The following is a 23,204-nucleotide window of genomic DNA, read 5'->3' as shown; positions in this document are numbered from 1 at the left end:
TACGGCAGATTGAAAAAGGAAGCAGGTGTGTCTGAAGGCTTGGTTAGACATCCGGCCATAACGGCGGGGCAGCGCTGGGTAGTCAAAATCGGGTCGGCGTTGCTGACTGATGATGGCCGCGGCCTCGATGTGGTTCGCATTCGTCAATGGGTTGACCAGATGGCGGCGTTGCGGGCCAGTGGTGTTGAGTTGATTCTGGTGTCTTCAGGGGCTGTTGCGGCGGGCATGCATCGCCTGGGCTGGAGTCGCCGGCCTGAATCAATGGAGTTGCTGCAGGCAGCGGCAGCGGTTGGACAGACCAAGCTGGTGCAGACTTATGAAGATCTGTTTCAGCATCACCATTTGCACACCGCTCAGATCCTGCTAACCCACGAAGATCTGTCTGACCGGCGCCGTTATCTGAACGCACGCAGTACATTGCGTGCCTTGTTGCCGCTGCCGGTGATTCCGATCGTTAATGAAAACGACACGGTTGTGACCGACGAAATTCGGTTCGGCGACAACGATACCCTGGGTGCTCTGGTGGCGAACCTGGTTGAGGCAGATGCTCTGATTCTGCTGACCGACCAGGATGGTCTTTACAGCGCAGATCCCCGGTCCAACCCGGATGCCCGACTGATCAGTCAGGCATCGGCCAGCGACCCGGCGTTGCGGCAAATGGCGACGGGTGGTGGTGAATTGGGGCGCGGTGGTATGGCGACCAAGGTTCGGGCTGCCAGCCTGGCATCGCGCAGTGGCGCGGTGACGATTATTGCAGGGGGGCGCAACGACAATGTGTTAACCCGGATACGTCAGGGTGAGGCGCTGGGCACCCAGCTGACACCTGACCTTGAGCCTCTTGCGGCGCGTAAGCAATGGCTGGCGGGTCAATTACAGACCCGGGGAGAACTGGTGTTGGATGCCGGTGCGGTGCGTGCGTTAACCGAGCAGGGAAAAAGCCTGCTGGCGGTGGGCGTGACCGATGCCAAGGGGCTGTTTCGCCGGGGTGAATGTGTTTCACTGGTGTCTGAACAGGGCGTCGCCATCGGGCGTGGTCTGGTTAATTACGACCGGGACGACGCGATCCGCCTGTGTCGTCAGCCGTCGGCTACCTTTGAGTCGATTCTGGGGTTCGTCGACGAACCTGAGCTGGTGCACCGGGATAATCTGGTGCTGTTGTAATGACCTCTCGTGTTTTGCATTACCCCCCCCCCCTCTGAATGCCCGGCAGCACTTCGAAATGGGCTCATTTTATGGTCCAGGGAGATGACAATTGGTTGAAAATGAACATTCCGTGACGCTGAACCGATGTGGCTGGTGTGGTCAGGATTCGTTGTATCAGGCTTATCACGATCAGGTCTGGGGTCGTCCGGTGGCGGATGGACAATCGTTATTTGCCAAGTTGTGTCTGGATGGGCAGCAAGCCGGGTTGAGCTGGATCACTATTCTGCGCAAACAAACGGGCTACGAAGCTGCCTTTGCCAATTTTGACCCCGACGCGTTAACCCACTACACCGACGCCGATGTTGACCGCCTGATGGGTGACTCCGGTATTGTACGCAACCGCCTTAAAATTCAGTCGGTGATCCGTAATGCTCGCGCCTACGTTGCCATGCGTGAAGCGGGTGAAGAGTTTGCTCCGTTTTTGTGGGGTTTTGTCGGTAACCGGCCACTGATCAACCACTGGTCGGAGCTGGCTCAGGTGCCTACAGAAACGACCGACAGCCGGGCCATGTCCAAAGCACTGAAGCACCGGGGGTTCAACTTTGTTGGACCGACCATCTGCTATGCGTTTATGCAGGCAACCGGCCTGGTTATGGACCACCTGACCGATTGTCACTGTTATCAGAGATGCAGCGAGGAAGCGGCGTCCTTTCAGCTGAGTCAATAAAGGTGACTTTCGACGGCTGTATCGGGGAGCTAGGGCCTCTACACTGGGCTACGTTCTGGTCAGACGTGATCCGAATACCAAATCGTGCCTGTAATGGGCTTTGAATCTGTTATAAGTGGTGTTTCATGTCTCACAAGCCGCCTTTTTTACCTCCGGCGCTCGGTCTGCTGGTCATGCTGGCCATTTTTTCACTGCATTTTATCAAGCCTCTGGCCTTGCTGTTCCCGTATCCGTGGAATTTTGTCGGCCTGGTCCCCGTTGTTCTGGGGGCAGGGCTGAATCTGGTCGCTGACCGGGAACTGCAACGCGCCGGTGCCTCGGTGGAGTTCGGCAATGTCCAGGGTCCTCTGGTTGAGCGTGGGTTGTACCGGCTCAGTAGAAACCCCATGTATCTCGGTCAGATAATGATTGCAGCGGGCCTGGCCATCTGGGTGGGTACGCTGTCATCCTGGGTTGTTTTACCGGTCTTTGTATTTGCCTTACACCAGCTCTTTGTCCGGCCGGAAGAAAAGCGATTGCTTGAACGACACGGGCAGTCTTACACCGCCTATTGTCAGCGGGTGCGTCGTTGGCTGTGAAGCCAGAAGAGGCACTTGCCGACATCTGCTTGGATCATCGACAGGGAGCCTGATATGGGCCAACGTATGTGGGCGCTTTATCAGCGCATTTTAACAGGGTACACCCTCTGGGTTTTGCTTGGTCTGGTGCTGGTGGTTGGTCTGCTGGCGACACAGGCCCGTCACTTCAGTCTTGATGCATCTGCCGAAGCGCTGCTGCTGGAAGATGACGAAGATCTTGCCCTGTTCCGTGAAACCGCTGAGCGCTATGGGGCTCAGGATTTCCTGGTGATGACCTATACGCCACCGACAACGCTGTTTTCCGATGCCTCTCTGGCCGGACTTGAATCCCTGCGTGATGATTTGCGTCAGATCGGCGGGGTTGAGTCGGTACTGACGGTGCTTGACGTGCCGCTGTTGTCCAACCCCCCCGTGCCAATGACCGAGCTTGTGTCCAATATCAAGACGTTGGAAGACCCGGAAACGGATGTCGCCATGGCGCGGACCGAGCTGGCCAACAGCCCTCTCTACGTTAATTTGTTGCTTAACCTTGAAGAGAACACCACAGCATTGCAGATCAATCTGCCCCGCGACACGACTCGCGAACAACTATTGACGTTGCAGGAATCGTTATCCGAGCAGTCTCGTTCCGGCGGACCGGTGAGCGAGTCGATCCAGGCAGACCTGAACCGGGTTGATGAAATGCTGGGTCAGCAGAGTGACCGGCGGGCGGCCATGGTCCACGAAACCATTGCTTCTGTGCGGGAGGTGATGGCACAGCACCAGGATGATGCTCAGTTGTTTCTGGGCGGAGTGCCGATGATTGCCGACGATATCATTACCTTCGTACGCAATGACCTGATCACTTTCGGACTGGGCGTATTGTTTTTGCTGATCGCCACACTGACCGTGATTTTCAGGCAGCCGCGCTGGGTAATCATGCCGCTACTCTGTTGTGGCGCAGTGGTAGTGACCATGCTGGGCATTTTGGGACTGGGCCGATGGCCGGTGACGGTAATTTCCAGCAATTTTATTTCCCTGTTGCTGATTCTGACGCTGTCGATGTCCATTCATCTGATCGTTCGGTACCGCGAGCTGTTGCGCAAGCATCACGACTGGGATCAGGCTCAACTGGTGATGACTGCTGTCAAACGCATCGCTGTGCCCTGCCTGTATATGGCCCTGACCACAGGCGTGGCGTTTATGTCGCTGCTATTCAGTGGTATTCGCCCGGTGATTAACTTCGGCTGGATGATGTCACTGGGCATCGCCTGCGCTTTTCTGGTGACGTTTTCGCTGTTCCCGGTTCTGTTGTTGCTGGCTGGAAAAGATCAACGCACGGCGGAAAAGGCATCCGGTGGCAAGACCACCCGTTTGCTTGCCCGCATTACTTTGAAATCCGGCAATGCCGTGCTGGTAGCCAGCCTGGCGCTGGCCGCGTTTACGGTGGTGGGCGTGACCCGGCTGGTGGTTGAAAACAGCTTTATCGACTATTTCGATCAGAGCACGGACATCTACCAGGGGATGACCGTTATCGATGAACGATTGGGCGGCACCACGCCCTTGGAAGTGCTGATTAATTTTGAAGACACCCCGGTACCGGACTCCAGTTCCCGCTCGGCCAGTGAAGCATCTGACGGTGTTACGAATGAAGGCTTTGTCGATGAAGGGTTTGCTGAAGACGACGGCTTTGTAGACGAAGGTTTTGGCGGTGGGAGTGCCTCGGTAGGCAGTTTTAGCGACGATTTTGGAGCGGAAGAAGATCCGGAAAAATATTGGTACACCCAGTCCAAAGTAGCGCGAATCAAGGCGCTGCATCGCTATTTGGATGAGCAGCCGGAGACCGGTAAGGTGTTGTCACTGGCGACGATGATCGAAATCGCTGAAGGGTTCAATGACGATGAACCGTTAACGAATGTTCAGTTGGCGTTGCTGTATACCGTTATCCCCAGCGAGTTTCGCGATCTGGTGATTGACCCCTATGTTTCGGTTGAGCACAACCAGGCGAGGTTGAACGTCCGCATTCTGGATTCGATGGACGGCTTGAAGCGTGACGCTTTTCTTGAGCGGATTGAGCGCGAGGCAATGGATGAATTGGGGTTTGAACCGGGCCAGATTCAGCTGACTGGCATGATGGTATTGTACAACAATATGCTGCAAAGCCTCTTTGGCTCCCAGATTCTGACGTTGGGTATTGTCTTCATGGGCATACTGCTGATGTTTATGATTTTGTTTCGCAGTTTTAAACTCAGTTTGCTGGCCATGGCGCCAAATATACTGGCCGCGACCTTTGTGCTGGGCATAATGGGTTGGTTCGGCATCCCCCTGGATATGATGACCATTACTATTGCCAGCATCACCATTGGTATGGCGGTCGACAATACCATTCATTATCTGGTCCGGTATAAACGTGAGTTTGCCAAAGATGGCGACTACGTTCGGGCGCTGTCACGCAGCCATAACACCATTGGTAAGGCGATGTTCTATACCTCGCTGACCATCATTCTGGGCTTTTCCATTCTGATGATGTCCAATTTTCGGCCTACCCTCTATTTTGGTTTGCTAACCGCACTGGCGATGGCGGTCGCGTTGCTTGGATCACTGACCTTGTTGCCGCGCCTGATCGTTTTGACGCGGCCATTCGGAACCATTGAAGGCCATCATCGCACCGAAGACTGAAAGGTCAGTCGTTTTGCCGGTGTGGGTGGGCCAGCCGGGCCGGGTCGAGCAGTGATTCCAGCTCTTCTCGGCTCAGATCGGTTTTTTCCAGCGCAACCTCGATGATTGGACGGTTGTCTGCGTAGGCTGTTTTGGCGATCTCTGCGGCTTTAAGATAGCCCAGTACCGGGTTCAGTGCGGTGACCAGTATCGGGTTGCGGTGCAGAGGCTCGGCCAGGGCGTCTTGATTGACCCAGAGATCATCGATGACTTTATGTGCCAGGTGTTCGCAACTGCGGCTCAACAGCGCAATGCTGTCGAGTAGGTTCCGGGCGATCAGCGGCAGGCTGACATTCAACTGAAAATTGCCCGATTGCGCCCCCAGGGTAATGGCCGTGTCGTGTCCGATAACCTGGTAACAGGCCATCAGCACGGCTTCGGGTATCACCGGGTTTACTTTTCCTGGCATGATGCTGCTCCCCGGCTGCAGCGCCGGCAATACCACCTCTCCCAGGCCGGCCAGTGGACCGCTGTTCATCCAGCGCAAGTCGTTGCTGATCTTGATCAGGCTGGTTGCCAGGCCCTTGAGCAGGCCTGAAGCCTCAACCGAGACATCCTGAGTGCTGATGCCGTAGAAGGGGTTGTTGTGCGGACAGAAATCATTGCCAGTACCATGGTTCAGCTGCTGACAGGCCGCTTCAGCGAAGCCCCGGGGCGCATTGATACCGGTGCCAATGGCGGTTCCACCCAGTGGCAGCGCTTTAAGCCGGGGCAGGCACTGATGGATGCGTCGCTGGCAGCTGTCCAGGGCTTCTATCCAGGCAGAAAACTCCTGCTGCAGGGTCATCGGCATGGCGTCCATTAAGTGGGTGCGACCGGTTTTGACGGTGTTCTGATGGGTGTCACCTTGCAGGCTAAGGCTGTTTTTCAGCGCGGTAATGGCGGGCAATAGATCTTCTTCCAGTGCCAAAGCGGTACTGATCTGTATCGCCGCTGGAATGGTATCGTTACTGCTCTGGCTGGCGTTGACATCGTCGTTGGGGCTGATGTCCAGCCCGCTGGCTGAGGCAGCGAGGTGGGCAACAACTTCGTTGATGTTCATGTTAGTGCTGGTGCCCGACCCGGTCTGGAACACATCGACCGGGAACTGACGGTTATTGATGTGTTCACGAGCCGCCAGACAAGCGTTTTGGATGGCGCTGGCTTTTTCGTGCGCAATCACACCCAGCTCGGCATTGGCAGCCGCAGCTGCCGCCTTGATGTTGAGGCAGGCCTCAATGAAGCCAGAGGGCATTACTTCTTTCGATAAGCCGAAGTTCGACAACGCCCGGGCTGTTTGTGCGCCGTACAAAACGTCGTCAGGAACGGATAACTCGCCAAAGCTGTCTTTCTCTATGCGCATGGAGGTATTCCTTTGTTCAGTTTTGCACACACTCTAGTGCTCTGAGCAGGGAAGTCCAATCAGGCAGGCGGGGAGGGCGGGAAGGCGGGTCCGGATGGTGGACCCGCGCAGTTCAGTCAACCTGTGGTTGCAGGCGATTCACTTCAAAGGCTCGCACCCGGCGATTGTCAGCATTCACAACCCGGATCAGTAGCTCACCCAGGGTGATTGATTCATCACGCTGGGGGACCTTGCCGAACTGGTGCATGACAATGCCACCAATGGTGTCGAATTCTTCGTCACTGAATTCGGTGGAAAAATGCTCGTTGAAATCTTCGATCGGGGTTAAAGCCTGAACCAGAAAGCCGCCGTTGCCGTTGGGGCGTATGTTGGCATCAACCGTGTCGTCGTGTTCATCCTCAATTTCGCCGACGATTTCCTCGAGCACGTCTTCAATGGTGACCAGCCCTGCAGTCTGCCCGTACTCATCGACAACCACCGCCATGTGGTTGCGATTGCTGCGAAAGTCTTTGAGCAGGACATTGAGGCGTTTGCTTTCAGGCACGAAGTTGACGTTGCGGATGATAGTCTTGAGCCGCTTTTTCATTTCGTCGAGATCAAACTGTGTCTGCAAGCCCAGACCCAGCAAATCTTTGGCTAGCAGTACACCGACGACCTCGTCGGAGTTTTCGCCCAGCACGGGAAAGCGGGAATGCCCGGATTCTACGATCAGCGACAGCCAGTGCTGAATGCTGTCGTTGATTTCCAGGCTGACCACCTGGGAGCGGGGGATCATGATGTCCCGCACGTGCATGTCCGATACGTTCAGGGCGCCTTCAATGATCTTGAAGGCTTCACCGTCAAGAATGTCGTTTTCCTGGGCACTGTTCAGGATGCTGAGCAAATCGTCGCGATCTTTAGGCTCCCCGGTGAAGGCATCTGACAGGCGTTCCAGCCAGGATTTCCTACCGGGGTTGCTACTCGTGGGTCGTTCGTCGCTCATGCTAGTGCGTGTCCTCTGCTAGTGTTTCCCGGTTCAGTCCGCTCATTATAGAGGGGGGGTACCGGTCGGCAAGTGGTTCTCGATTCAATAGGGGTCGGCAATGTCGAGCCTGGCCAGGATACGGCGTTCCAGTGATTCCATAACCTCTGCTTCGTCAGGGTCAATGTGGTCATACCCCAGTAAATGCAAGGTACCATGGACCACCATGTGCGCCCAGTGATGCAATACGGGTTTGCCCTGGTCAGCGGCCTCGCGCGCGACCACCGGAGCACAAATGATCAGGTCTCCGAGCAGCGCTTGAATGTCGGGGTCGTCAATGTCAGGTGGGCAGTCAAACGGAAACGACAGCACGTTGGTGGGCGCATCCTTGCCTCGATAGTCGAGATTCAATTGCTGACTTTCCGGGTCATCAACCAATCTGATGGTCAGGCTGGCAGATTCCTGGTGGTCATGCAGGGCAGTGGAAACCCAGTTCAGCAAGGCATCGTAGTCAGGCAGGTCGGTCGCCGCCGAGGCGATCTGGACATCCAGGTCGACGGCAACAGGTAAGGCCGGGTTAGCGTTCATGGCTGCGGTCAGTCGTCTCCGTGCGCATCATAGGCATCGACGATGCGCTGCACCAACGGGTGACGCACGATGTCTTTGGAGCCGAACCGGGTCACGCTGATGTCACTCACGCCATCGAGTACTTTCAGCGCATGGGCGAGGCCGGATTGATTGCCGCGTGGCAGATCGACCTGAGTGGGGTCACCGTTGATAACAGCGGTGGAGCCAAAACCAATGCGGGTCAGGAACATTTTCATTTGTTCCTTGGTGGTGTTCTGGCTTTCATCCAGAATAATGAAGGCGTTGCTGAGCGTGCGACCGCGCATATAGGCCAGAGGAGCCACTTCAATGACATTGCGTTCTATCAACCGGTCGACTTTTTCGAGACCCAGCATTTCATAGAGCGCATCGTACAGCGGGCGCAGGTAAGGATCGACTTTCTGGCTCAGGTCACCGGGCAGGAAACCCAGTTTTTCGCCAGCTTCTACGGCCGGTCTGACCAGGATGATGCGCTTCACCTGATCTTTTTGCAGCGCCTGAACAGCGCAAGCCACCGCCAGAAAGGTTTTGCCAGTGCCGGCCGGGCCAACACCAAAGTTGATGTCGTGGGTCAACACGCAGTGAACGTAAGCGCGCTGGTTGGGCCCGCGCGGCTTGACGACGGATTTCGGCGTGTGCAGGACATAGAGTTTATGCTCTTGCAGCTGGGCACCGTCCTGTTCATTCAGGGTTTCGACTTCGGATTGCTGCAAGTAGAGGTTAACCGTGTCTGGCAGCAGATCCTTGCCGCCCTTGGTCTCCCGATACAGGCGTTTGATGATGTCTTCCGCTGCCGCGACGCTGCCGCCATCACCCGTCAGTTCGAAGCGATTGCCACGGTTCTTGACGCGAATTTCCAGGCGGTCTTCAATCTGCCGGAGGTTGTCGTTGGCCAGGCCGCACAGGCTGGCCAGTCTCTGGGGGTTATCGGGTTGCAGCTCAAAGTGCCGCAGATCGGACGCTGCTGTCGCAGCCTCAAGATTAGACGGGGTAGTCAAAGTGTTCTGGTTCCTCTCATGTTGCACTGAAAACAGCGGATTTAGCTAAGAATACGCTGCATCCCTGCCATGTCAAAAAGTCGATAACGGTGGTAACGAATTGTTACTCAGTCACCGTTATACAGGTTGATTTTGCCTTTGTGCCAGGAATCCGCGGCGGCTACCGGGGTACCCCTGTGGGGTCGGGCGGAATGCCGCCCACTCATCCATCCATGGAGCCTAGGCCGCAGCCGAAGCGTCGGACCGATCCATACTGCTGACTACCCCACAGGAGTACCACCGGCAGCCGTCGCTTGCCATCTCAGCGAACTCCGGAATTTTAGTTATTGGTTGCAGATTATAATCTGCAACCACAGCGTGAGTATCGGGTGCCGGGTATGCCTATCCGGGGAAGTCCGCAGCATGGATGCTGCGGTCTAGGCCCCACGGATGGGTTCATGCCGACCCCGGATAGGCATACCCGGTGCCCGATACGGGGTCTTGGCTCAAAAAAAAGTTCAACCACCCGTTCAACCACGGAACATCAATATGCCAGGTCAGTATTGACAACCTCACCGCGCAAACTGTTGGCAAAAGCCTCGGTAATACGGACCTGCACGAACTTTCCGATCAATTCGTCGTCATTGTGCTCAAAAAACGTCGGACGGTTGTTTTCTGTTCGGCCCTGTAACTCGGCTGGATTGCGCTTTGAGCGCTCACTGACCAGGATTGTTTGGGTGCTGCCGACCATGCGGCGGCTGATCTGGGCCGCCTGCTGGATGATTCTGTCTTGCAGAATGGCCAGTCGCTGCTTTTTCGTGGACTCTGGTGTTGTGTCTTCCAGGTTGGCCGCGGGCGTGCCGGGTCTCGGACTGTAGACGAAGCTGAAACTGTGGTCGAAACCAATGGTCTGAATCAGGTTCATGGTGGCTTCGAAGTCAGCCTCGGTTTCGCCCGGGAAGCCGATGATGAAATCCGACGAGAAGCTGATGTCGGGGCGGTTGGCCCGGACACGTTCCATTTTCTCGACGTATTCCGACGCCGTATGGCCGCGTTTCATGGCGCTTAGAATGGCGTCTGAACCGCTTTGCACCGGAAGATGGAGGTGGCTAACCAGCTCTGGAATGTCGAGGTAAGCGTCGACCAGAGAATCTGTAAACTCCACCGGGTGGCTGGTGGTGAAGCGGATGCGGTCGATGCCATCGATGCGGGCCGCCAGGGTGATCAGCTCCGCCAGGTCGGCTTCGCCGCCGTCGTGGCGAGGACCGCGGTAAGCGTTGACGTTCTGGCCAAGGAAATTGATTTCCCGTACACCCTGTTCCGCTAATTGCACAACCTCGGTGATGACGTCGTCAAAGGGGCGGCTGACTTCCTCGCCCCGGGTATAGGGTACTACGCAAAACGTGCAGTATTTGGAACACCCTTCCATGACGGATACAAACGCTGAGACACCATCGCTTTTGGGGGCCGGCAAGTGGTCGAATTTCTCGATTTCCGGAAAGGTCACATCGACCATTGCAATGCGATTGCCGGCGGCATTGGCAATCTGGCCTGTCGACGCATCCAGCATTTGTGGCAGACGATGCAGGGTCTGGGGGCCAAAAATCATGTCGACATAAGGCGCACGGTCTGAAATGGCCTCGCCTTCCTGAGACGCCACGCAACCACCCACCCCGATTTTAAGGTCCGGGTTTTTAGCCTTGAGCTTCTTCCACCGACCCAACTGATGGAACACCTTATCCTGAGCTTTTTCACGGATTGAGCAGGTATTCAGCAGTAATACGTCCGCTTCATCGGCGTTGTCGGTCAGGGTATAGCCGTGGCTGTCGCCTAACAGATCGGCCATGCGTGACGAATCATATTCGTTCATCTGACAGCCGTGCGTTTTGATAAAGAGTTTTTTGGTCATGAGCCTGCAGTTTTATTCAGCAAGAGCGTTTCAGAAGCCGACGCTCAAAAGGGGCGAGGATTATACGCATAACAAGGGTCCGACCCAACCATCCGGAGCACAGAATTTAAGCAGTTTCCAGCAGCCGGGTGCTGGCTATTGAATATGATCGGTTCGGAGCCCATATTAGCGGGATCATTGAGGCAGTGAGCGCTCGTGTTTCGCGGCCGTGATTAATTAGCATCAGTCAGGATCTTACCCGGGAATGAAACAACCCAAGGCTATTTACAGAGTGTCCTTTATCAATCAGGACAAGGTATATGAAGTGTATTGTGAACAGGTCTATCAAAGCGATCTGTATGGCTTTATTGAGATCGAGGAACTGATCTTTGGTGAGCGCAGTCAGTTATTGGTGGATCCGGGCGAGGAGCGTCTCAAGAAAGAGTTCAGCGGCGTAAAACGCAGCTTCATTCCCATGCATTCCATCACACGGATCGATGAGGTCGAGCAGGAGGGCGTGGCTAAGATCAGCGAAAGCAAAGGTGGCCCGGTGATAGCGTTTCCCGCTTCCGGCCCCTCGAAACGGCCCTAACAGGCTGACACTTATGGAATGGATCGGCAGCAAAAGGGCGCCACGCCCAAACACCGGTTGAATCCGGGAGAGCCTCTTTGACGGCATTTGGCGGTATTTACACGACATCGACATGGGTTTTATCTGGCCGCAGCAAGCAAATTAGCTATACTTCAAAGGGTCACCCAAGGTGATAGCGCCAACCCCGGTTGGCAAATGCACCCGTTTTGAGGGGTAAATTATGTCCGTACTGTTGTTGACAATGTTGCTGGGGATCGTTGCCTGGCGTGTATATGGCCAGGGTACGGCCGTTAAGCCGGAACCTGTCCGGGTGAAAAAGGACGATGAACGCCGCCGGCGGTAACGTCCGATGCAGTCTTTCTGACCACAGAGGCCCTGAGAGGGGCCTCATGCCTTTACCTGCCGAAATAACCCCAACTGAACAGCCCTGCTAAGCCGGGTCCGCGCCTTGCGGTGTGGCGTTCAATGCACGTCTGTGCCATATCAGCGTGGCCGACAGAACAACCAGCGCGGGCAGAGTGGCATACAACAAGACCTCCCAGTTAAACCTGAACAGCAGCCATGCTGCACCCAGGGTCGCCAGTGCCTGGGCACCAAACACCAGAAATTCATTCACTGCCTGCACCCTGAAACGCTCCGAATCCTTATAGGCTCTGGGCAGCAGGGTTGTGCCGGATACGAATAGAAAATTCCAACCGACACCCAGCAAGATAAGGCTGGTGGTGTAATGACTGACGCCTCGGCCGCTGAGACCGGCAATAATCATCAGCGCGTAAATGAGCAGGCCCAGCATCAGCAACCGTTCCGGGCCGAACCGCCGAATGAGCCAACTGGTTGCCAGCGATGGCAGGAACATGGCCAGAATATGGGCCTGAATGGCTGTTTTAGTGGCGTGCAGGCTGTGCTGATCCATATCGTGCATGCTCAGGGGTGCGGCCGTCATCACCAGCGTCATCACGCTGTAGGAAATTGCACCCGCCAGCAGAGCCAGCCACAGCACTGGCTGTTGCAGCAGTGAACCCCAGGAACGTCCAACGACGTGTTTGACCGGAGCCTGGTATGGTAAGTCCTGGTAGGCAAACGTGAGTAGCAGAGTGACCCCCAGAAGCACGCCCGCTAGCAACAGAAAAGCACCGGCGTAAGGCGCGCCCAGAAGTGATTCCCCCATCGCCCCGAGCTCCGGGCCGAGCACAGCCGCGAAGATGCCGCCGAGTAGCAGCCAGGAGACGGCCTGACCCTGATGTTCGGGCGCAACGCGCTCCATGGCGGCGAATCGGAACTGGTTTACAAAGGCCATGTTAAAACCGAGCCCCCCGGTCGCAACCAGCAGTAAGACGAAACTTTGGATGTAAATGGCCGCGATGGCGATGCCACAGGCGGCTATTGATATCAGGTTGCCGATGAGGAAGCCTTTTTTGCGACCCAGCTTTTGCATGATCATAGCGGTTGGGAAAGTGCTGAAGGCAGTGGTGATCACCAGAACCGACAGGGGCAAGGTCGCTAGCTGTGGACTGGGCGCAAGCTGCGTTCCAATCAAACCTCCGATCAGAATTACCATGGGAGGGGCGCACATAGACAGCGCTTGCATGGCGATCAGCGTCCAGAGGGCGGGGCTTGGTTTGTTCATCGTCTATTACTCATTCCTGGCTGGGGCAACTGACCCGGTATAATCCTTCCAGCGGGTGGAGTGTCAAGTGATCCAATGTCCGGTCCTGTTTCGAACCTTTGAGGGCTGGAGCTAGAGTTGGTTGAAAATCATACAGGTCACTCTATACTCACGCGGCTTGCAAATTCATTAACAGCGTTAACAACAACGGAAACGATTATGTGGAATCCAGGGATTCGGGTCGCAACTATACTGCTATTGGTAATGCCAGTAGCGCTGCTATGGGCTGAAACGCCCAAGCCATTGGAAACGGTTAACTCAGATTTACCAGACATGGCCAGTATTGATGACGTTGCGACCAAAAAACAGGTATTTTTTGAGTTTTTAAACCCAATCATTCAGCGCGTCAATCAGCGCATTGTCGCCGAGCGTATCTGGTTGTTGCAGATGCAGACCGATCTGGTCCAGGGCGAAGAGGCGGAGCCTTGGCAGGCATCCTATCTGGCCCAGCTGGGGCATGAGTATGAAGTAGAGGAAACCCCTGGCAGCGAGGCCTACTTCGACCAGATGCTCAACCGGGTAGACGTCATTCCCGCGTCGCTGGTGCTTGCTCAGGCGGCCAATGAGAGCGCCTGGGGTACCAGCCGGTTCGCTCTGGAAGGCAATAATCTTTTGGGGCAGTGGTGTTTTGCCGAAGGCTGTGGCCTGGTGCCGGCAGGACGACCTGAGGGCGAGCGATACGAAGTTAAGGTATTCAGCGATGTGGCTGAGTCGGTGGCCGCCTACTTCCAGAACGTCAATACCCACCCGCCTTACCGGGATCTGCGCAACATTCGCTCAGAACTGCGTTACCTGGGTGAGCCGGCATCGGCACTAATGCTGGTCTGGGGGCTGGAGGGTTACTCCATTCGCGGTGAAGAGTACATTCGTGAACTGACTGAAATGATTACCCACAACGAATTGACCGAATACGACCAGCGGCCGTTCTATGCGGCCAATTAGGCTTGCCTTTAGGGTGTGAAAGTCTTAAAACAGGCGACTGTTTCGCATCCCAAGGAATCTCATGTTTTCAGGAATTGTGCAAAGCCGGGCTCCGGTCACAGTCGAAGCCCGTTTGCCCCAGCTTTGGACGTTGTCGGTACCGCTGTCGGACAAACAACGTGACGGGCTCACCATTGGTGCCAGTATTGCTCTGAATGGTGCCTGCCTGACTGTGACACGCCAACACGGGGAGCGTGCCTATTTTGATGTCATGATGGAGACGCTCAGGGTTACCAACCTGGCGGATCTGAGTGATGGCGATCTGGTTAATGTCGAGCGAGCAGCCCGTTTTGGTGATGACATCGGCGGTCATGTAATGTCCGGTCATGTTCATCATGCAGTGCCCATTCTGGAAATAGAGCGGCCTGAAAATAACTGCGTGATTTGGTTTGGCATCACCGGTGAGCAGCGCCGCTACCTGTTTCCCAAAGGCTATGTCGGTTTGAACGGATGCAGCCTGACCATAGGTGAAGTCCGTGACGATCGATTCAACGTGTTCCTGATCCCCGAAACACTGGCGGTGACGACCTTTGGCGAAGCTGAAGTCGGGGATAAAATAAACGTGGAGTTTGACGCCCACACACAGGCGATTGTTGACACACTGTCCCGGATGAAAGCAGCGGGACAGCTATGATTCACGAGCCGGTTACCCGGCAGGACTGCATCTGGCAGTGCCTGACCTTCGAGCAGCTCGACACCCGAACGCTTTATGATGTGCTGGCTCTGAGGGCCGCTGTGTTCGTCGTTGAACAAAACTGCCCCTACCAGGATGCCGATGGTCTGGATGATCAGGCCTGGCATCTGCTTGGCTATCGAGCCGGCGAGTTGGTGGGCGTGGCCCGGCTATTGCCGCCTGGTGTTGCGGGTGAACGGCCTGCGATTGGCCGTGTGGTCACCCGCGCAAACGCGCGCGGTCAGGGACTTGGCCGGGAACTGATGGGTGAAGCCGTGAGCGCTCTGGCTGTTTTGTTTCCGGGCTCTGGCATGGCACTGGGGGCTCAGGCGCATCTCGTTCACTTCTATCAGGCGTTTGGCTTTGTCCCCGTCGGTGCTGTCTATCTGGAAGATGGCATTGAGCATCAGTGGATGCAGCGAGCACCCGATTGACCCTGTTTCATGGGTCAACCTTGCCTATCAACCGTTGACGGTTGCGGCTGAGCTGTTCTGTAAACTCTTTTACATAATCCAGATGCGCTTCAATGGCAGCTCTTGCCGACTCGGGGTTGCGCTGATGGATCGCTTCAAACAGCCGGGCATGCTGTCCCATCAGGCGAGCTCGAATGTCGGGGTGGCTGCTGAGACCACCAATATTGGTGATGACGTTGTTTTTGAGCAGTCCAAATAGCCCCTGGAGGGTCTGGAGAAAGACGCGGTTGTGGCTGGCAGCGGCGATGGCCAGGTGAAACCGGGCATCGGCTTGCGCTTCGAGTTCAAGATCCCATTGCTGGTGAGTCTTTCGTAAATGCTGATAGGCCAGATCCAGACGTTGCAAATCGTCGACGGTGGCGCGTTCAGCGGCGAGAGCCGCGCACCGGGATTCAATGGTGATGCGGTATTCCAGCAGTTCGGCATTCAGCCGCAGCGGGTCTTGGCTCTGCTTGAGTAACGAAGACAAGGGGGAGCCAGCCGGTTCAGCGTAGTTCTGGCAAACAAAGGTTCCTCCCCCCTGGCGACTTTCGATGACACCCAGGCCCTTGAGTTGTTGCAGTGCCTCGCGCACCAGTGGGCGGCTGGTCTCGAAGTGCACTGCCAGTTGGCGTTCCGAGGGCAGCTTGTCTCCCGGCTTCAGGTCACCGTCCAGCAGTTGCTGGTTCAGCAACTGGCAGAGTCGATCTATCCTGCGTATTGTCATTGGTCTGACCACTTTTTAAAAAGGATTGCCTTGGCTCCTCCCCAGTTTACGGCTTTTCACGGCACCATGACTCACTTTTGCGGACCCGGTTGCCTGTTGCGGCGGGTTTTTTGTTGGCTAAGATGGCACCTTAGCGATCCGATGAGCCCTAATGATAATAACAAATGTCAGAACAGGACCGGTTATGACGATTGATCGTTTTATTCGTGCACTGAAACACCGTTTACCCGAGTCGCGCCTGACGACCGATCCGGTGCGCTGTTTTGCCCTGGGAACAGATGCCAGTTTCTATCGCCTGACGCCGCAATTGGTTGTTGCAGTCGAAACAGAGGCGGAGCTGAGCTTTCTGCTGATTCAAGCCCAGCTATGCCAGGTACCGGTCACTTTCCGTGCGGCGGGTACCAGCTTGTCCGGACAGGCAGTAACCGATTCGGTTCTGGTGGTTCTGACCGATCAATGGCGCGGATGCCGTATTGACCCCCTGGGTGAACGGGTGCATTTGCAACCGGACCTGATTGGCGCTGATGTTAACCATCGGCTGAAGCCTTTCGGTCGGAAAATAGGTCCCGACCCAGCCTCCATTAGCAGTTGCAAGATGGGCGGGATTGTTGCTAACAACGCCAGTGGCATGTGCTGTGGCACGCGCCACAACAGTTACCACACCCTGGCCGGCATGCGTGTCGTGCTGGCCGATGGCAGCATTGTTGACAGCCGGGACCCGCTGAGCATCGCCGAGTTTCGATCCAGTCACGGGTGCTTTCTGGATAAGCTGTCCCAATTGTCGGCCGATCTCAAAGCGAATACGGCATTGACCGAGCGAGTTCGCCACAAATATCGTCTTAAAAATACGACAGGCTATGGACTCAATGCACTGCTCGATTTTGACGACCCGATCGACATCCTGACGCATTTGATGGTCGGGTCAGAAGGTACGCTGGGATTTATCAGCGAAGTCAGTCTGAATACCGTGCCCGACTGGCCACACAGAGCTTCTATCATGATCGGATTTGATGATCTGCACCTGTGTGCGCAGGCTGTCACGTCATTGCGGTCTTGTCCTGTTGACGCCGTCGAACTGCTCGACCGCCGTGCCATCGAGTCAGTCGCTCATATGCCGGGTCTGCCTGACTTTGCCCGCCAGTTACCGCCTGAAGGCGGAATGCTGTTGGTAGATGTTCGATCCGAGGTAGCCGACGCACTCAGCGGTCATTGTGACCAGGTAATGGCGGCGCTTGAACGTTTTCCCCAGGGCTGGCGCAGTACCGGTTTTACCCGCGACAGTATGCAGATTGCGCAATACTGGAATTTGCGTAAAGGCACTTTTCCTGCCGTTGGCGCGATGCGCGCCACCGGTACCACGGCGATTATTGAGGACGTCGCATTTCCGGTGGAACGCCTGGCGGAAGGGGTTGCCGCGCTCCAGGCCCTGTTTGATCGCCATGGTTACACAGAGGCGATTATTTTTGGCCACGCGTTGGAGGGTAACCTGCATTTTGTGTTTACCCAGGGCTTTGAAGAGCTCAGCGAGATTGCCCGCTACGATGCCTTTATGCAGGACATAGCTGAAGTGGTCACCGGTGTACTTGGGGGGTCATTGAAAGCTGAGCATGGGACCGGACGCAACATGGCACCTTTTGTGGCCAAAGAGTGGGGCGAGGATGCTTACGGCCTGATGAAGAGGATAAAGCAGGTCTTTGATCCGGCTGGCATCCTCAACCCCGGGGTTATTCTCAATGATGATCCCAAGGCTCATATTCAGCACCTGAAAGCCTTGCCTGCAGCGGACCCTATTGTCGATACCTGCATCGAATGTGGCTTTTGTGAGCCGGTATGCCCTTCCCGGGATCTGACCCTGACACCACGACAGCGAATTACATTGTATCGGGAGCTGCAGCGGCAGAGCCGCAATGAAGGCGTCAATCCACTGTGGCAACAAGCGTTCAATTATCAGGGTATCGATACCTGTGCAGCGACCGGGTTGTGTGAACTTCGGTGCCCGGTAGGGATCAACACCGGGGAGCTGGTGCTCACTCTGCGTCAGCGAAACAATCACCGATATGACCGGCTAGCGCGGTTTATGGGTCGGCATTTTGCAACGTTGGCCACTCTTACGCGCGGCGCGCTGTGGACAGCTCAGGGCTTGCAACGCCTGGCGGGTGCGCAGCGGCTAGAGCGTTATTCGCTGTCGATGCGGCGACTCAGTGGCGGCCGAACGCCCCTGTGGCCAGCCGCTACGCCGGGGTCTGCCCGTCCTGTTCATGCACCGACGCGCCTGACACGCCCCACTGATCTGGATACCGTTGTTTACTGGGCGGCCTGCGTGACACAGGCCATGGGGCCAGCACTTGGCGACGGACGCCAGCCGATTCCAGCTGCCGCTCTGAGTGTGTTGCGTAAAGCCGGTTTGGCGGTTGTGGTGCCGCAGCCAACCCGGGGACTGTGCTGTGGCCAGCCGTTTCATTCAAAGGGCCACGTCGAGGTGGCCGAACAGCAGCGCCGGGAGTTGGTCGATGAACTGTGGGAGGTCTCAAGTGGCGGGCGATTCCCTGTTCTGTCTGACACCAGTCCTTGCAGTTTGCGGGTCCGGGCCCAGGCTGAGGAGCGCGGCATTCAGTTTTACGACAGTGTCGATTTCATTGACCGGTTTTTGCTGGATCGGCTGGTCATTCAGCCCGAGGCAGGCCGGGTCGCGGTACACACAACGTGCAGTGTTCAAAAACAGGGCATTGAAGCCAGCTTTCAGCGGGTATTGAACGCAGTGACACCGCACTGGGTACAACCCGAGGGTATGGCTTGTTGCGGCTTTGCCGGGGACAAGGGTTTTACCCAACCGGAATTGAATGCCTCTTCTCTGCGTCATTTGGCCGGGTCGGTGGGTGATTGCCTTTATGGCATTTCCACCAGCCGGACCTGTGAAATCGGGCTGAGCCAGCACAGCGGGCTGACCTATTTTTCGCTGTTTGAAGTACTCGACCGGCAATCTGATCACACTCAATAGACATAAAAAACCCCGGCATGGCCGGGGTTCATGGCTTTCCCTGTGAAACCGGGCTTAAGCTTTGAGGAAGGGATTGAGCAGCCAACCCAATGCACCGGTCAGTTTAACCGGAGCAGCCACTACGGACAGCATCAGGCAGTCTTCGTGGGCATCGGTTTGCGGCGAGTGAGTGTCATCCGGTGTTCGGAGGATAAAGTCGCCAGCGCCATAGGATCCCAATTGATCCGAGAAGCCACCTTCCAACACCACGCTGATTTCTTCGCCACGGTGGTAGTGATTCGGTACACGAGCACCCGCTTTCATGTGGTGCAAGCCGATGATCATGCCGCTTTCGTCTGTCATCAGATGACTGACCCGCAGATTTTTCATTGGCTGGCGCCAGTCCAGGTCATCCAGCGAGGCCGGGAGCAGGGTAGACAGCGCCTTTGGAAAGCGATTGTTAACGGGCTCTACCACTGGTTCAACCTCTGGCTCACGCTGGATGCGTTGCATCAGCTGCTCAAAAGCAGAATCGGTGACGGGTACCGCCGATTGTTGTTCAAACAGAACCGCGGATGTGCTCTCAAGCTCGCTGAGGGCCGTGCGGCACTGGGTGCAGTAATGCAGGTGTACAGAGATCGCCACACTCATGCCGGTGTGGCAGGTACCGGCTGCAAATTCCACAAGTTGATCGGGTTGCGGGTGCCACTGACTCATAGATCAAGTGCCTCTAAAGAAAGTTTCATCTTTTTCATCGCCAGGCGAACCCGGCTCTTGACGGTACCCAGGGGCAGCTTCATTTCGTCAGCAACCTCCTGGTGGCTTTTGTCTTCCAGAAAAACCTTGGCCATTACCTGGCGTTGATCAACCGGTAGATCATAGAGACCCGACTTTACCTTGTCCTGAATGCGTGATTGACGAATCTCGCCAAACAGCTCGGTGTCAGACTCAAGGTCCCAGATCGCATCGGCCGATACGTCGGCCCGATACTTGTTCAGGCGTCGCAGCATATCGATGCGCTGGTTACGGGCGATGGTGAAGATCCAGGTAGAAGGTGCGGCTTTACGCCGGTCATAGGACGCAGATTTGCGCCATATAGCCAGCATGACGTCCTGAACCAGTTCTTCCGGCAAGTGATCACCCTGACTGTGCAAGCCTGATGACAATGCAAAGGCTTTGATCAGGGGACCAAAATGCTTGAACAAAGCCTCAAAGGCCTTTGTGTCCTGCCTTCGGGCCACGGCCTCGAGCAGATCAGCCCAGTCGTCGGCTGTTTGGCTCGTCTGTGTCATAGTGCGTGCTTTTTTCGATGAGAGTATCGAGATTACATTGGCCGCTGACATTTTTAAACCTGTACATGGGGTCTCAGCTTAAAGTACGTCTGCGATTTGTATCCGGATCATGGTGGATGATTATTTTTCTGCCAGGGTTTCTTTGATCCAGCGCAACAGGCGTTTACTGTTCTTGCCGCCCCGTATGGGTGCCGCCGGGTCGTCCGGTTGTTCTTTGCGCGCCGCTCGCACCAGTGACCGAAAAGGCTGCCGGTCGGTGTTTGGGTAGGTCTCGAACCAGTCACCTTCAGCACTATCGTCGCGAATCAGTCGCTCACGCCAGACTTCTGCCTGTTGCAGATCCCGTTTATAGACATCGCTGCTGGGGTCGAGCCGGTCGACGGCATCGCGGATGGCATCGACATCGTTGTCGCGCATCAGCTTGCCAATCAGTTGCAAGTGCCGGCGACGGGCTTCGCGCTGGGTCACTCGCTTACTCTCGTCCAGAGCCTGAATCAGCCGTTCGGTCATGGGAATGGTGGCCAGTTGGTCGGCACGCAGTGTAAGCAAACGCTCACCCAGGGCTTGCCAGCGGTGCATTTCCCGTTTCATTTCGGATTTGCTGACCAGTTCGTATTCGATGTTGTCGTCTTCAGGGTGCGTCATGAGCGCTCTACGGTGGTGGCTGCCCGATCAGGTTCAAAGCAGAAAGAATGTGGCCCGGCTGGGTAATGTCAGGAAACCAGCCGGGGTAAAGGCGTCGCTGGGATAACTCTGATTTGCATCGCCGGGTCGATTTACCTGATTTTAAAAGAAAGGGCAGGGTGGCACCAGCCAGAACTCTAACTATCCGGACTGTAGTGATGGCAATGCCTGTAAATGCTGTCAGTATCCCGCCATTATTGCCTATTCGGATTCGTCGAAGCGGTTTTGAACCAGGGTAAGCAAGGCCCCCCAGGCTTCGGAGGCGTCCGTACCCTCGATGCGTACATCGAGTTCGGTTCCCTGGCTGGCAGCCAGCATCATCACGGACATGATGCTTTTTGCATCGGCCTCGCGGCCGTCTTTGACCAGCACAATTCGGCTCTCGTACTGACCGGCCACGCCGACCAGTTTGGCCGCCGCCCGGGCATGAAGGCCGAGCTTGTTGATGATGGTCAGTTGTTCTTCTATCACGCTTCGTCGTGCCCCATGTCCCGGTGTCTGATCTGAACGCTTGGATACCTGGCGGAAAAAGTACCGTAGAGTTGTTCACAAATGTAAACGCTGCGATGTTGGCCGCCCGTGCACCCGATGGCAACGGTGAGATAGGCACGCTGGTTGGCTTCATACTGTCGCAGCCAACGATCAACGAATCGGCGAATGTCCTCGAACATCTCGGTAACGGCCGGTTCGCGTTGCAAAAAGGCCTGAATGGGTTCATCCCGGCCGGTGTAGACGCGCAATGCCTTGTCCCAATAAGGGTTAGGCAGGCAGCGTACGTCAAACACCAGGTCGGCGTCGCGCGGCAGACCGTGTTTGAACCCGAACGACAGAAACTGAAGGGCAATGCCTCTGGGTTTGCGAATAACCCGGGACCGGATCTGGTCACGCAGTTCCTGCAAGGACAGGCTGCTGGTGTCTATTTTTAACTGGGCCAGTGCCGCTACCGGGGCGAGCAGCTGTGCTTCGTGGGCGATTGCTTCGGCCAGGGAACGGTGCTGATCAGTTAGCGGGTGCTTGCGACGGGTAGCGGAGAATCGTTGCAGCAGAATGGTTTCGTCGGCATCCAGATAAAGAATCTCCGGCACCAGGTCCGTTTGCAGTGATGCCAGAATCTCAGGTAAACGGGAAATGCCCTCAGGCGACATCCGCGCATCGATGCACACTGCCGTATTGGGCTGCTCGGTACTGGCAGACATCCAACGCACCAGTTCAGGCAACAGTGCGGGTGGCAAGTTGTCGATGCAGTTGAAGCCTGCGTCTTCCAGCGCGTTCAACACGGTGCTCTTCCCAGAGCCTGAACGACCGCTGATTAATATTAGCCGGAATGGTTTGGCCTGCGTCGCCATGGTGATCAGAATCCCTTGAAAAAAAGCCGGTACAGTTCATCGGGATCGCGGGTATCGCGCAGGGCGGCAACCGTATCGGAGTCGTTAAACCGTTCTACGACGGCGGCCAGAAGTTGAAGGTGTTCGTCCGTGGCGGCTTCGGGAACCACCAGCGCAAACATCAGATCGACGGGTTGACGATCCGGTGATTCGAAGTCGACGGCTTCATCGAGCTTTACCAGTGCAGCAACGGGACGATCGATGTTGGCGAGCCGGCAGTGGGGCAGGGCAATACCCTGCCCCAAACCGGTTGAACCAAGCCGCTCCCGGGCGATGAGCTGATCGAACAGATCAAGCTCAGTGACGCCCGGGACCGCAGTGGCAAGACGTTCTGCCAAGGTTTGCAGTACGCGTTTTTTGCTGGCGCCGAACGCGCCGACAAAGACGCGCTCAACGGTCAGGACCTGGTCCAGTGGTATCATGATTAACGTGAATTCCCGTGCATTCGATCAACTGTCTTTTCTTTGTGTTTAAGCAGTTGCCGGTCCAGTTTATCCGCCATCATATCGATAGCGGCATACAAGTCATCGTGTTCAGAGTCCGCATGAATCTGGGCTCCCTTGATGTTGAGTGAAGCTTCGGCTTTTTGCCGCTGTTTTTCAACACTGAGGGTGATTTGTACATTGCCAATCTGGTCGAAGTGTCGCTCCAGCCGGTCCAGTTTCTGACCGACATAGTCGTTCAGCGCTTCGGTAACTTCTACATGGTGACCACTGATGTTGACTTGCATAGTCCGCTCCTCTTGCAGTGATGGATCTGCTGCACCCGAAAGCCGGGGTGCCTGCAGGGCAATGTTATCCGATTTCCCTTTGCCTCTTTCAGTCTAGCTCCTATTCGAGAATTTGGCGCCTGGACT

General features: G+C 55.9%; 23 protein-coding genes. 9 read left to right on the top strand and 14 right to left on the bottom strand.

The genetic code is table 11. From position 1 onward, the window contains the following. Window positions 1–27 precede the first annotated feature (27 nt). The 4 genes from proB to G565_RS0101480 all read left to right on the top strand — a co-directional run bounded on the left by proB (window position 28) and on the right by G565_RS0101480 (window position 5,106). Window positions 28–1,161 (top strand): glutamate 5-kinase, encoded by a 1,134-nt coding sequence (proB, locus tag G565_RS0101495; protein ID WP_245584101.1) that lies wholly within the window; start codon window positions 28–30, stop codon window positions 1,159–1,161. A 112-nt stretch (window positions 1,162–1,273) separates the two neighbouring features. After that, window positions 1,274–1,870, top strand: coding sequence for a DNA-3-methyladenine glycosylase I (locus G565_RS0101490; RefSeq protein WP_028669387.1), 597 nt, complete (start codon window positions 1,274–1,276; stop codon window positions 1,868–1,870). Window positions 1,871–1,995: 125 nt separating this feature from the next. Continuing rightward, window positions 1,996–2,448: a methyltransferase family protein gene (locus G565_RS25675; RefSeq protein ID WP_051207121.1), complete on the top strand. Its 453-nt coding sequence runs from the start codon at window positions 1,996–1,998 to the stop codon at window positions 2,446–2,448. Window positions 2,449–2,502: 54 nt separating this feature from the next. Beyond that, window positions 2,503–5,106, top strand: a complete 2,604-nt coding sequence (locus G565_RS0101480) for an efflux RND transporter permease subunit (protein WP_028669386.1) — start codon at window positions 2,503–2,505, stop codon at window positions 5,104–5,106. Between the two features lie 4 nt (window positions 5,107–5,110). On the opposite strand, the gene G565_RS0101475 is transcribed toward G565_RS0101480, so the two are convergent. The 5 genes from G565_RS0101475 to miaB form a co-directional block, all read right to left on the bottom strand. After that, window positions 5,111–6,487 (bottom strand): class II fumarate hydratase, encoded by a 1,377-nt coding sequence (locus tag G565_RS0101475; RefSeq protein WP_037337165.1) that lies wholly within the window; start codon window positions 6,485–6,487, stop codon window positions 5,111–5,113. 112 nt (window positions 6,488–6,599) lie between these two features. Next, window positions 6,600–7,469, bottom strand: a complete 870-nt coding sequence (locus G565_RS0101470) for a CorC family transporter (protein WP_028669384.1) — start codon at window positions 7,467–7,469, stop codon at window positions 6,600–6,602. A gap of 84 nt (window positions 7,470–7,553) precedes the next feature. Next, window positions 7,554–8,036, bottom strand: a complete 483-nt coding sequence (gene ybeY, locus G565_RS0101465; protein WP_028669383.1) for an rRNA maturation RNase YbeY — start codon at window positions 8,034–8,036, stop codon at window positions 7,554–7,556. An 8-nt stretch (window positions 8,037–8,044) separates the two neighbouring features. After that, window positions 8,045–9,052 (bottom strand): PhoH family protein, encoded by a 1,008-nt coding sequence (locus G565_RS0101460; protein ID WP_051207118.1) that lies wholly within the window; start codon window positions 9,050–9,052, stop codon window positions 8,045–8,047. 523 nt (window positions 9,053–9,575) lie between these two features. Next, entirely contained in the window at window positions 9,576–10,940 is a 1,365-nt protein-coding gene (gene miaB, locus G565_RS0101455) for a tRNA (N6-isopentenyl adenosine(37)-C2)-methylthiotransferase MiaB (protein ID WP_028669381.1), read from the bottom strand. A gap of 244 nt (window positions 10,941–11,184) precedes the next feature. Here miaB and G565_RS0101450 point away from each other — a divergent pair, with 244 nt between their 5' ends. After that, window positions 11,185–11,511, top strand: coding sequence for a DUF1820 family protein (locus tag G565_RS0101450; protein ID WP_028669380.1), 327 nt, complete (start codon window positions 11,185–11,187; stop codon window positions 11,509–11,511). A gap of 430 nt (window positions 11,512–11,941) precedes the next feature. Here G565_RS0101450 and G565_RS22490 read toward each other — a convergent pair whose 3' ends face one another. Beyond that, window positions 11,942–13,138: an MFS transporter gene (locus G565_RS22490; protein WP_037337162.1), complete on the bottom strand. Its 1,197-nt coding sequence runs from the start codon at window positions 13,136–13,138 to the stop codon at window positions 11,942–11,944. A gap of 243 nt (window positions 13,139–13,381) precedes the next feature. Here G565_RS22490 and G565_RS22485 point away from each other — a divergent pair, with 243 nt between their 5' ends. The 3 genes from G565_RS22485 to G565_RS0101425 all read left to right on the top strand — a co-directional run bounded on the left by G565_RS22485 (window position 13,382) and on the right by G565_RS0101425 (window position 15,265). Then, window positions 13,382–14,119 (top strand): glucosaminidase domain-containing protein, encoded by a 738-nt coding sequence (locus tag G565_RS22485; RefSeq protein WP_169579604.1) that lies wholly within the window; start codon window positions 13,382–13,384, stop codon window positions 14,117–14,119. A gap of 61 nt (window positions 14,120–14,180) precedes the next feature. Then, window positions 14,181–14,792 (top strand): riboflavin synthase, encoded by a 612-nt coding sequence (locus tag G565_RS0101430; protein WP_028669379.1) that lies wholly within the window; start codon window positions 14,181–14,183, stop codon window positions 14,790–14,792. Continuing rightward, window positions 14,789–15,265: a GNAT family N-acetyltransferase gene (locus G565_RS0101425; RefSeq protein WP_051207113.1), complete on the top strand. Its 477-nt coding sequence runs from the start codon at window positions 14,789–14,791 to the stop codon at window positions 15,263–15,265. The genes G565_RS0101430 and G565_RS0101425 overlap by 4 nt, the downstream gene beginning before the upstream one ends. Window positions 15,266–15,272: 7 nt before the next feature. Here G565_RS0101425 and G565_RS22480 read toward each other — a convergent pair whose 3' ends face one another. Then, window positions 15,273–16,010 carry a FadR/GntR family transcriptional regulator gene (locus G565_RS22480; protein ID WP_037337158.1) on the bottom strand — a complete coding sequence of 246 codons (738 nt, stop codon included), beginning with the start codon at window positions 16,008–16,010 and terminating at the stop codon, window positions 15,273–15,275. Between the two features lie 184 nt (window positions 16,011–16,194). On the opposite strand from G565_RS22480, the gene G565_RS0101415 reads away from it, so the two are divergent. Beyond that, window positions 16,195–19,008, top strand: coding sequence for an FAD-binding and (Fe-S)-binding domain-containing protein (locus G565_RS0101415; RefSeq protein ID WP_028669377.1), 2,814 nt, complete (start codon window positions 16,195–16,197; stop codon window positions 19,006–19,008). A gap of 54 nt (window positions 19,009–19,062) precedes the next feature. On the opposite strand, the gene G565_RS0101410 is transcribed toward G565_RS0101415, so the two are convergent. From G565_RS0101410 to hpf, 7 genes are all read right to left on the bottom strand, one after another. Next, a complete protein-coding gene (locus G565_RS0101410) occupies window positions 19,063–19,704 on the bottom strand; it encodes a ChrR family anti-sigma-E factor (RefSeq protein ID WP_028669376.1) in 642 nt (213 codons plus the stop codon). Then, a complete protein-coding gene (locus tag G565_RS0101405; RefSeq protein ID WP_037337240.1) occupies window positions 19,701–20,279 on the bottom strand; it encodes a sigma-70 family RNA polymerase sigma factor in 579 nt (192 codons plus the stop codon). Before G565_RS0101405 ends, G565_RS0101410 begins: the two co-directional genes overlap by 4 nt. A gap of 120 nt (window positions 20,280–20,399) precedes the next feature. Next, window positions 20,400–20,924, bottom strand: coding sequence for a ribosome biogenesis factor YjgA (yjgA, locus tag G565_RS0101400; protein WP_028669374.1), 525 nt, complete (start codon window positions 20,922–20,924; stop codon window positions 20,400–20,402). A 240-nt stretch (window positions 20,925–21,164) separates the two neighbouring features. Then, window positions 21,165–21,434: an HPr family phosphocarrier protein gene (locus tag G565_RS0101395; protein ID WP_028669373.1), complete on the bottom strand. Its 270-nt coding sequence runs from the start codon at window positions 21,432–21,434 to the stop codon at window positions 21,165–21,167. Beyond that, window positions 21,431–22,309, bottom strand: coding sequence for an RNase adapter RapZ (gene rapZ, locus G565_RS0101390; protein WP_028669372.1), 879 nt, complete (start codon window positions 22,307–22,309; stop codon window positions 21,431–21,433). Before rapZ ends, G565_RS0101395 begins: the two co-directional genes overlap by 4 nt. Before the next feature lie 5 nt (window positions 22,310–22,314). After that, entirely contained in the window at window positions 22,315–22,770 is a 456-nt protein-coding gene (locus tag G565_RS0101385) for a PTS sugar transporter subunit IIA (RefSeq protein ID WP_028669371.1), read from the bottom strand. 2 nt (window positions 22,771–22,772) lie between these two features. Further along, on the bottom strand, window positions 22,773–23,078 hold the full coding sequence (hpf, locus tag G565_RS0101380) for a ribosome hibernation-promoting factor, HPF/YfiA family (RefSeq protein ID WP_028669370.1): 306 nt from the start codon (window positions 23,076–23,078) through the stop codon (window positions 22,773–22,775). Between the last annotated feature and the right edge of the window lie 126 nt (window positions 23,079–23,204).

It is taken from the genome of Saccharospirillum impatiens DSM 12546, from assembly GCF_000423605.1.
Classification (GTDB): domain Bacteria; phylum Pseudomonadota; class Gammaproteobacteria; order Pseudomonadales; family Natronospirillaceae; genus Saccharospirillum; species Saccharospirillum impatiens.
Note: the sequence above shows the minus strand (reverse complement) of the source record. Positions and strands in the feature narration are given on the sequence as shown.

Bases quoted from the DNA above. Each gene is read 5' to 3' on its own strand.
- G565_RS25675 (WP_051207121.1), top strand. From the start codon at position 1,996: ATGTCTCACAAGCCGCCTTTTTTACCTCCGGCGCTCGGTCTGCTGGTC.
- G565_RS0101480 (WP_028669386.1), top strand. From the start codon at position 2,503: ATGGGCCAACGTATGTGGGCGCTTTATCAGCGCATTTTAACAGGGTAC.
- G565_RS0101475 (WP_037337165.1), bottom strand. From the start codon at position 6,487: ATGCGCATAGAGAAAGACAGCTTTGGCGAGTTATCCGTTCCTGACGAC.
- G565_RS0101470 (WP_028669384.1), bottom strand. From the start codon at position 7,469: ATGAGCGACGAACGACCCACGAGTAGCAACCCCGGTAGGAAATCCTGG.
- ybeY (WP_028669383.1), bottom strand. From the start codon at position 8,036: ATGAACGCTAACCCGGCCTTACCTGTTGCCGTCGACCTGGATGTCCAG.
- miaB (WP_028669381.1), bottom strand. From the start codon at position 10,940: ATGACCAAAAAACTCTTTATCAAAACGCACGGCTGTCAGATGAACGAA.
- G565_RS0101450 (WP_028669380.1), top strand. From the start codon at position 11,185: ATGAAACAACCCAAGGCTATTTACAGAGTGTCCTTTATCAATCAGGAC.
- G565_RS22490 (WP_037337162.1), bottom strand. From the start codon at position 13,138: ATGAACAAACCAAGCCCCGCCCTCTGGACGCTGATCGCCATGCAAGCG.
- G565_RS22485 (WP_169579604.1), top strand. From the start codon at position 13,382: ATGCCAGTAGCGCTGCTATGGGCTGAAACGCCCAAGCCATTGGAAACG.
- G565_RS0101430 (WP_028669379.1), top strand. From the start codon at position 14,181: ATGTTTTCAGGAATTGTGCAAAGCCGGGCTCCGGTCACAGTCGAAGCC.
- G565_RS0101425 (WP_051207113.1), top strand. From the start codon at position 14,789: ATGATTCACGAGCCGGTTACCCGGCAGGACTGCATCTGGCAGTGCCTG.
- G565_RS22480 (WP_037337158.1), bottom strand. From the start codon at position 16,010: ATGACAATACGCAGGATAGATCGACTCTGCCAGTTGCTGAACCAGCAA.
- G565_RS0101415 (WP_028669377.1), top strand. From the start codon at position 16,195: ATGACGATTGATCGTTTTATTCGTGCACTGAAACACCGTTTACCCGAG.
- G565_RS0101410 (WP_028669376.1), bottom strand. From the start codon at position 19,704: ATGAGTCAGTGGCACCCGCAACCCGATCAACTTGTGGAATTTGCAGCC.
- G565_RS0101405 (WP_037337240.1), bottom strand. From the start codon at position 20,279: ATGACACAGACGAGCCAAACAGCCGACGACTGGGCTGATCTGCTCGAG.
- yjgA (WP_028669374.1), bottom strand. From the start codon at position 20,924: ATGACGCACCCTGAAGACGACAACATCGAATACGAACTGGTCAGCAAA.
- rapZ (WP_028669372.1), bottom strand. From the start codon at position 22,309: ATGGCGACGCAGGCCAAACCATTCCGGCTAATATTAATCAGCGGTCGT.
- G565_RS0101385 (WP_028669371.1), bottom strand. From the start codon at position 22,770: ATGATACCACTGGACCAGGTCCTGACCGTTGAGCGCGTCTTTGTCGGC.
- hpf (WP_028669370.1), bottom strand. From the start codon at position 23,078: ATGCAAGTCAACATCAGTGGTCACCATGTAGAAGTTACCGAAGCGCTG.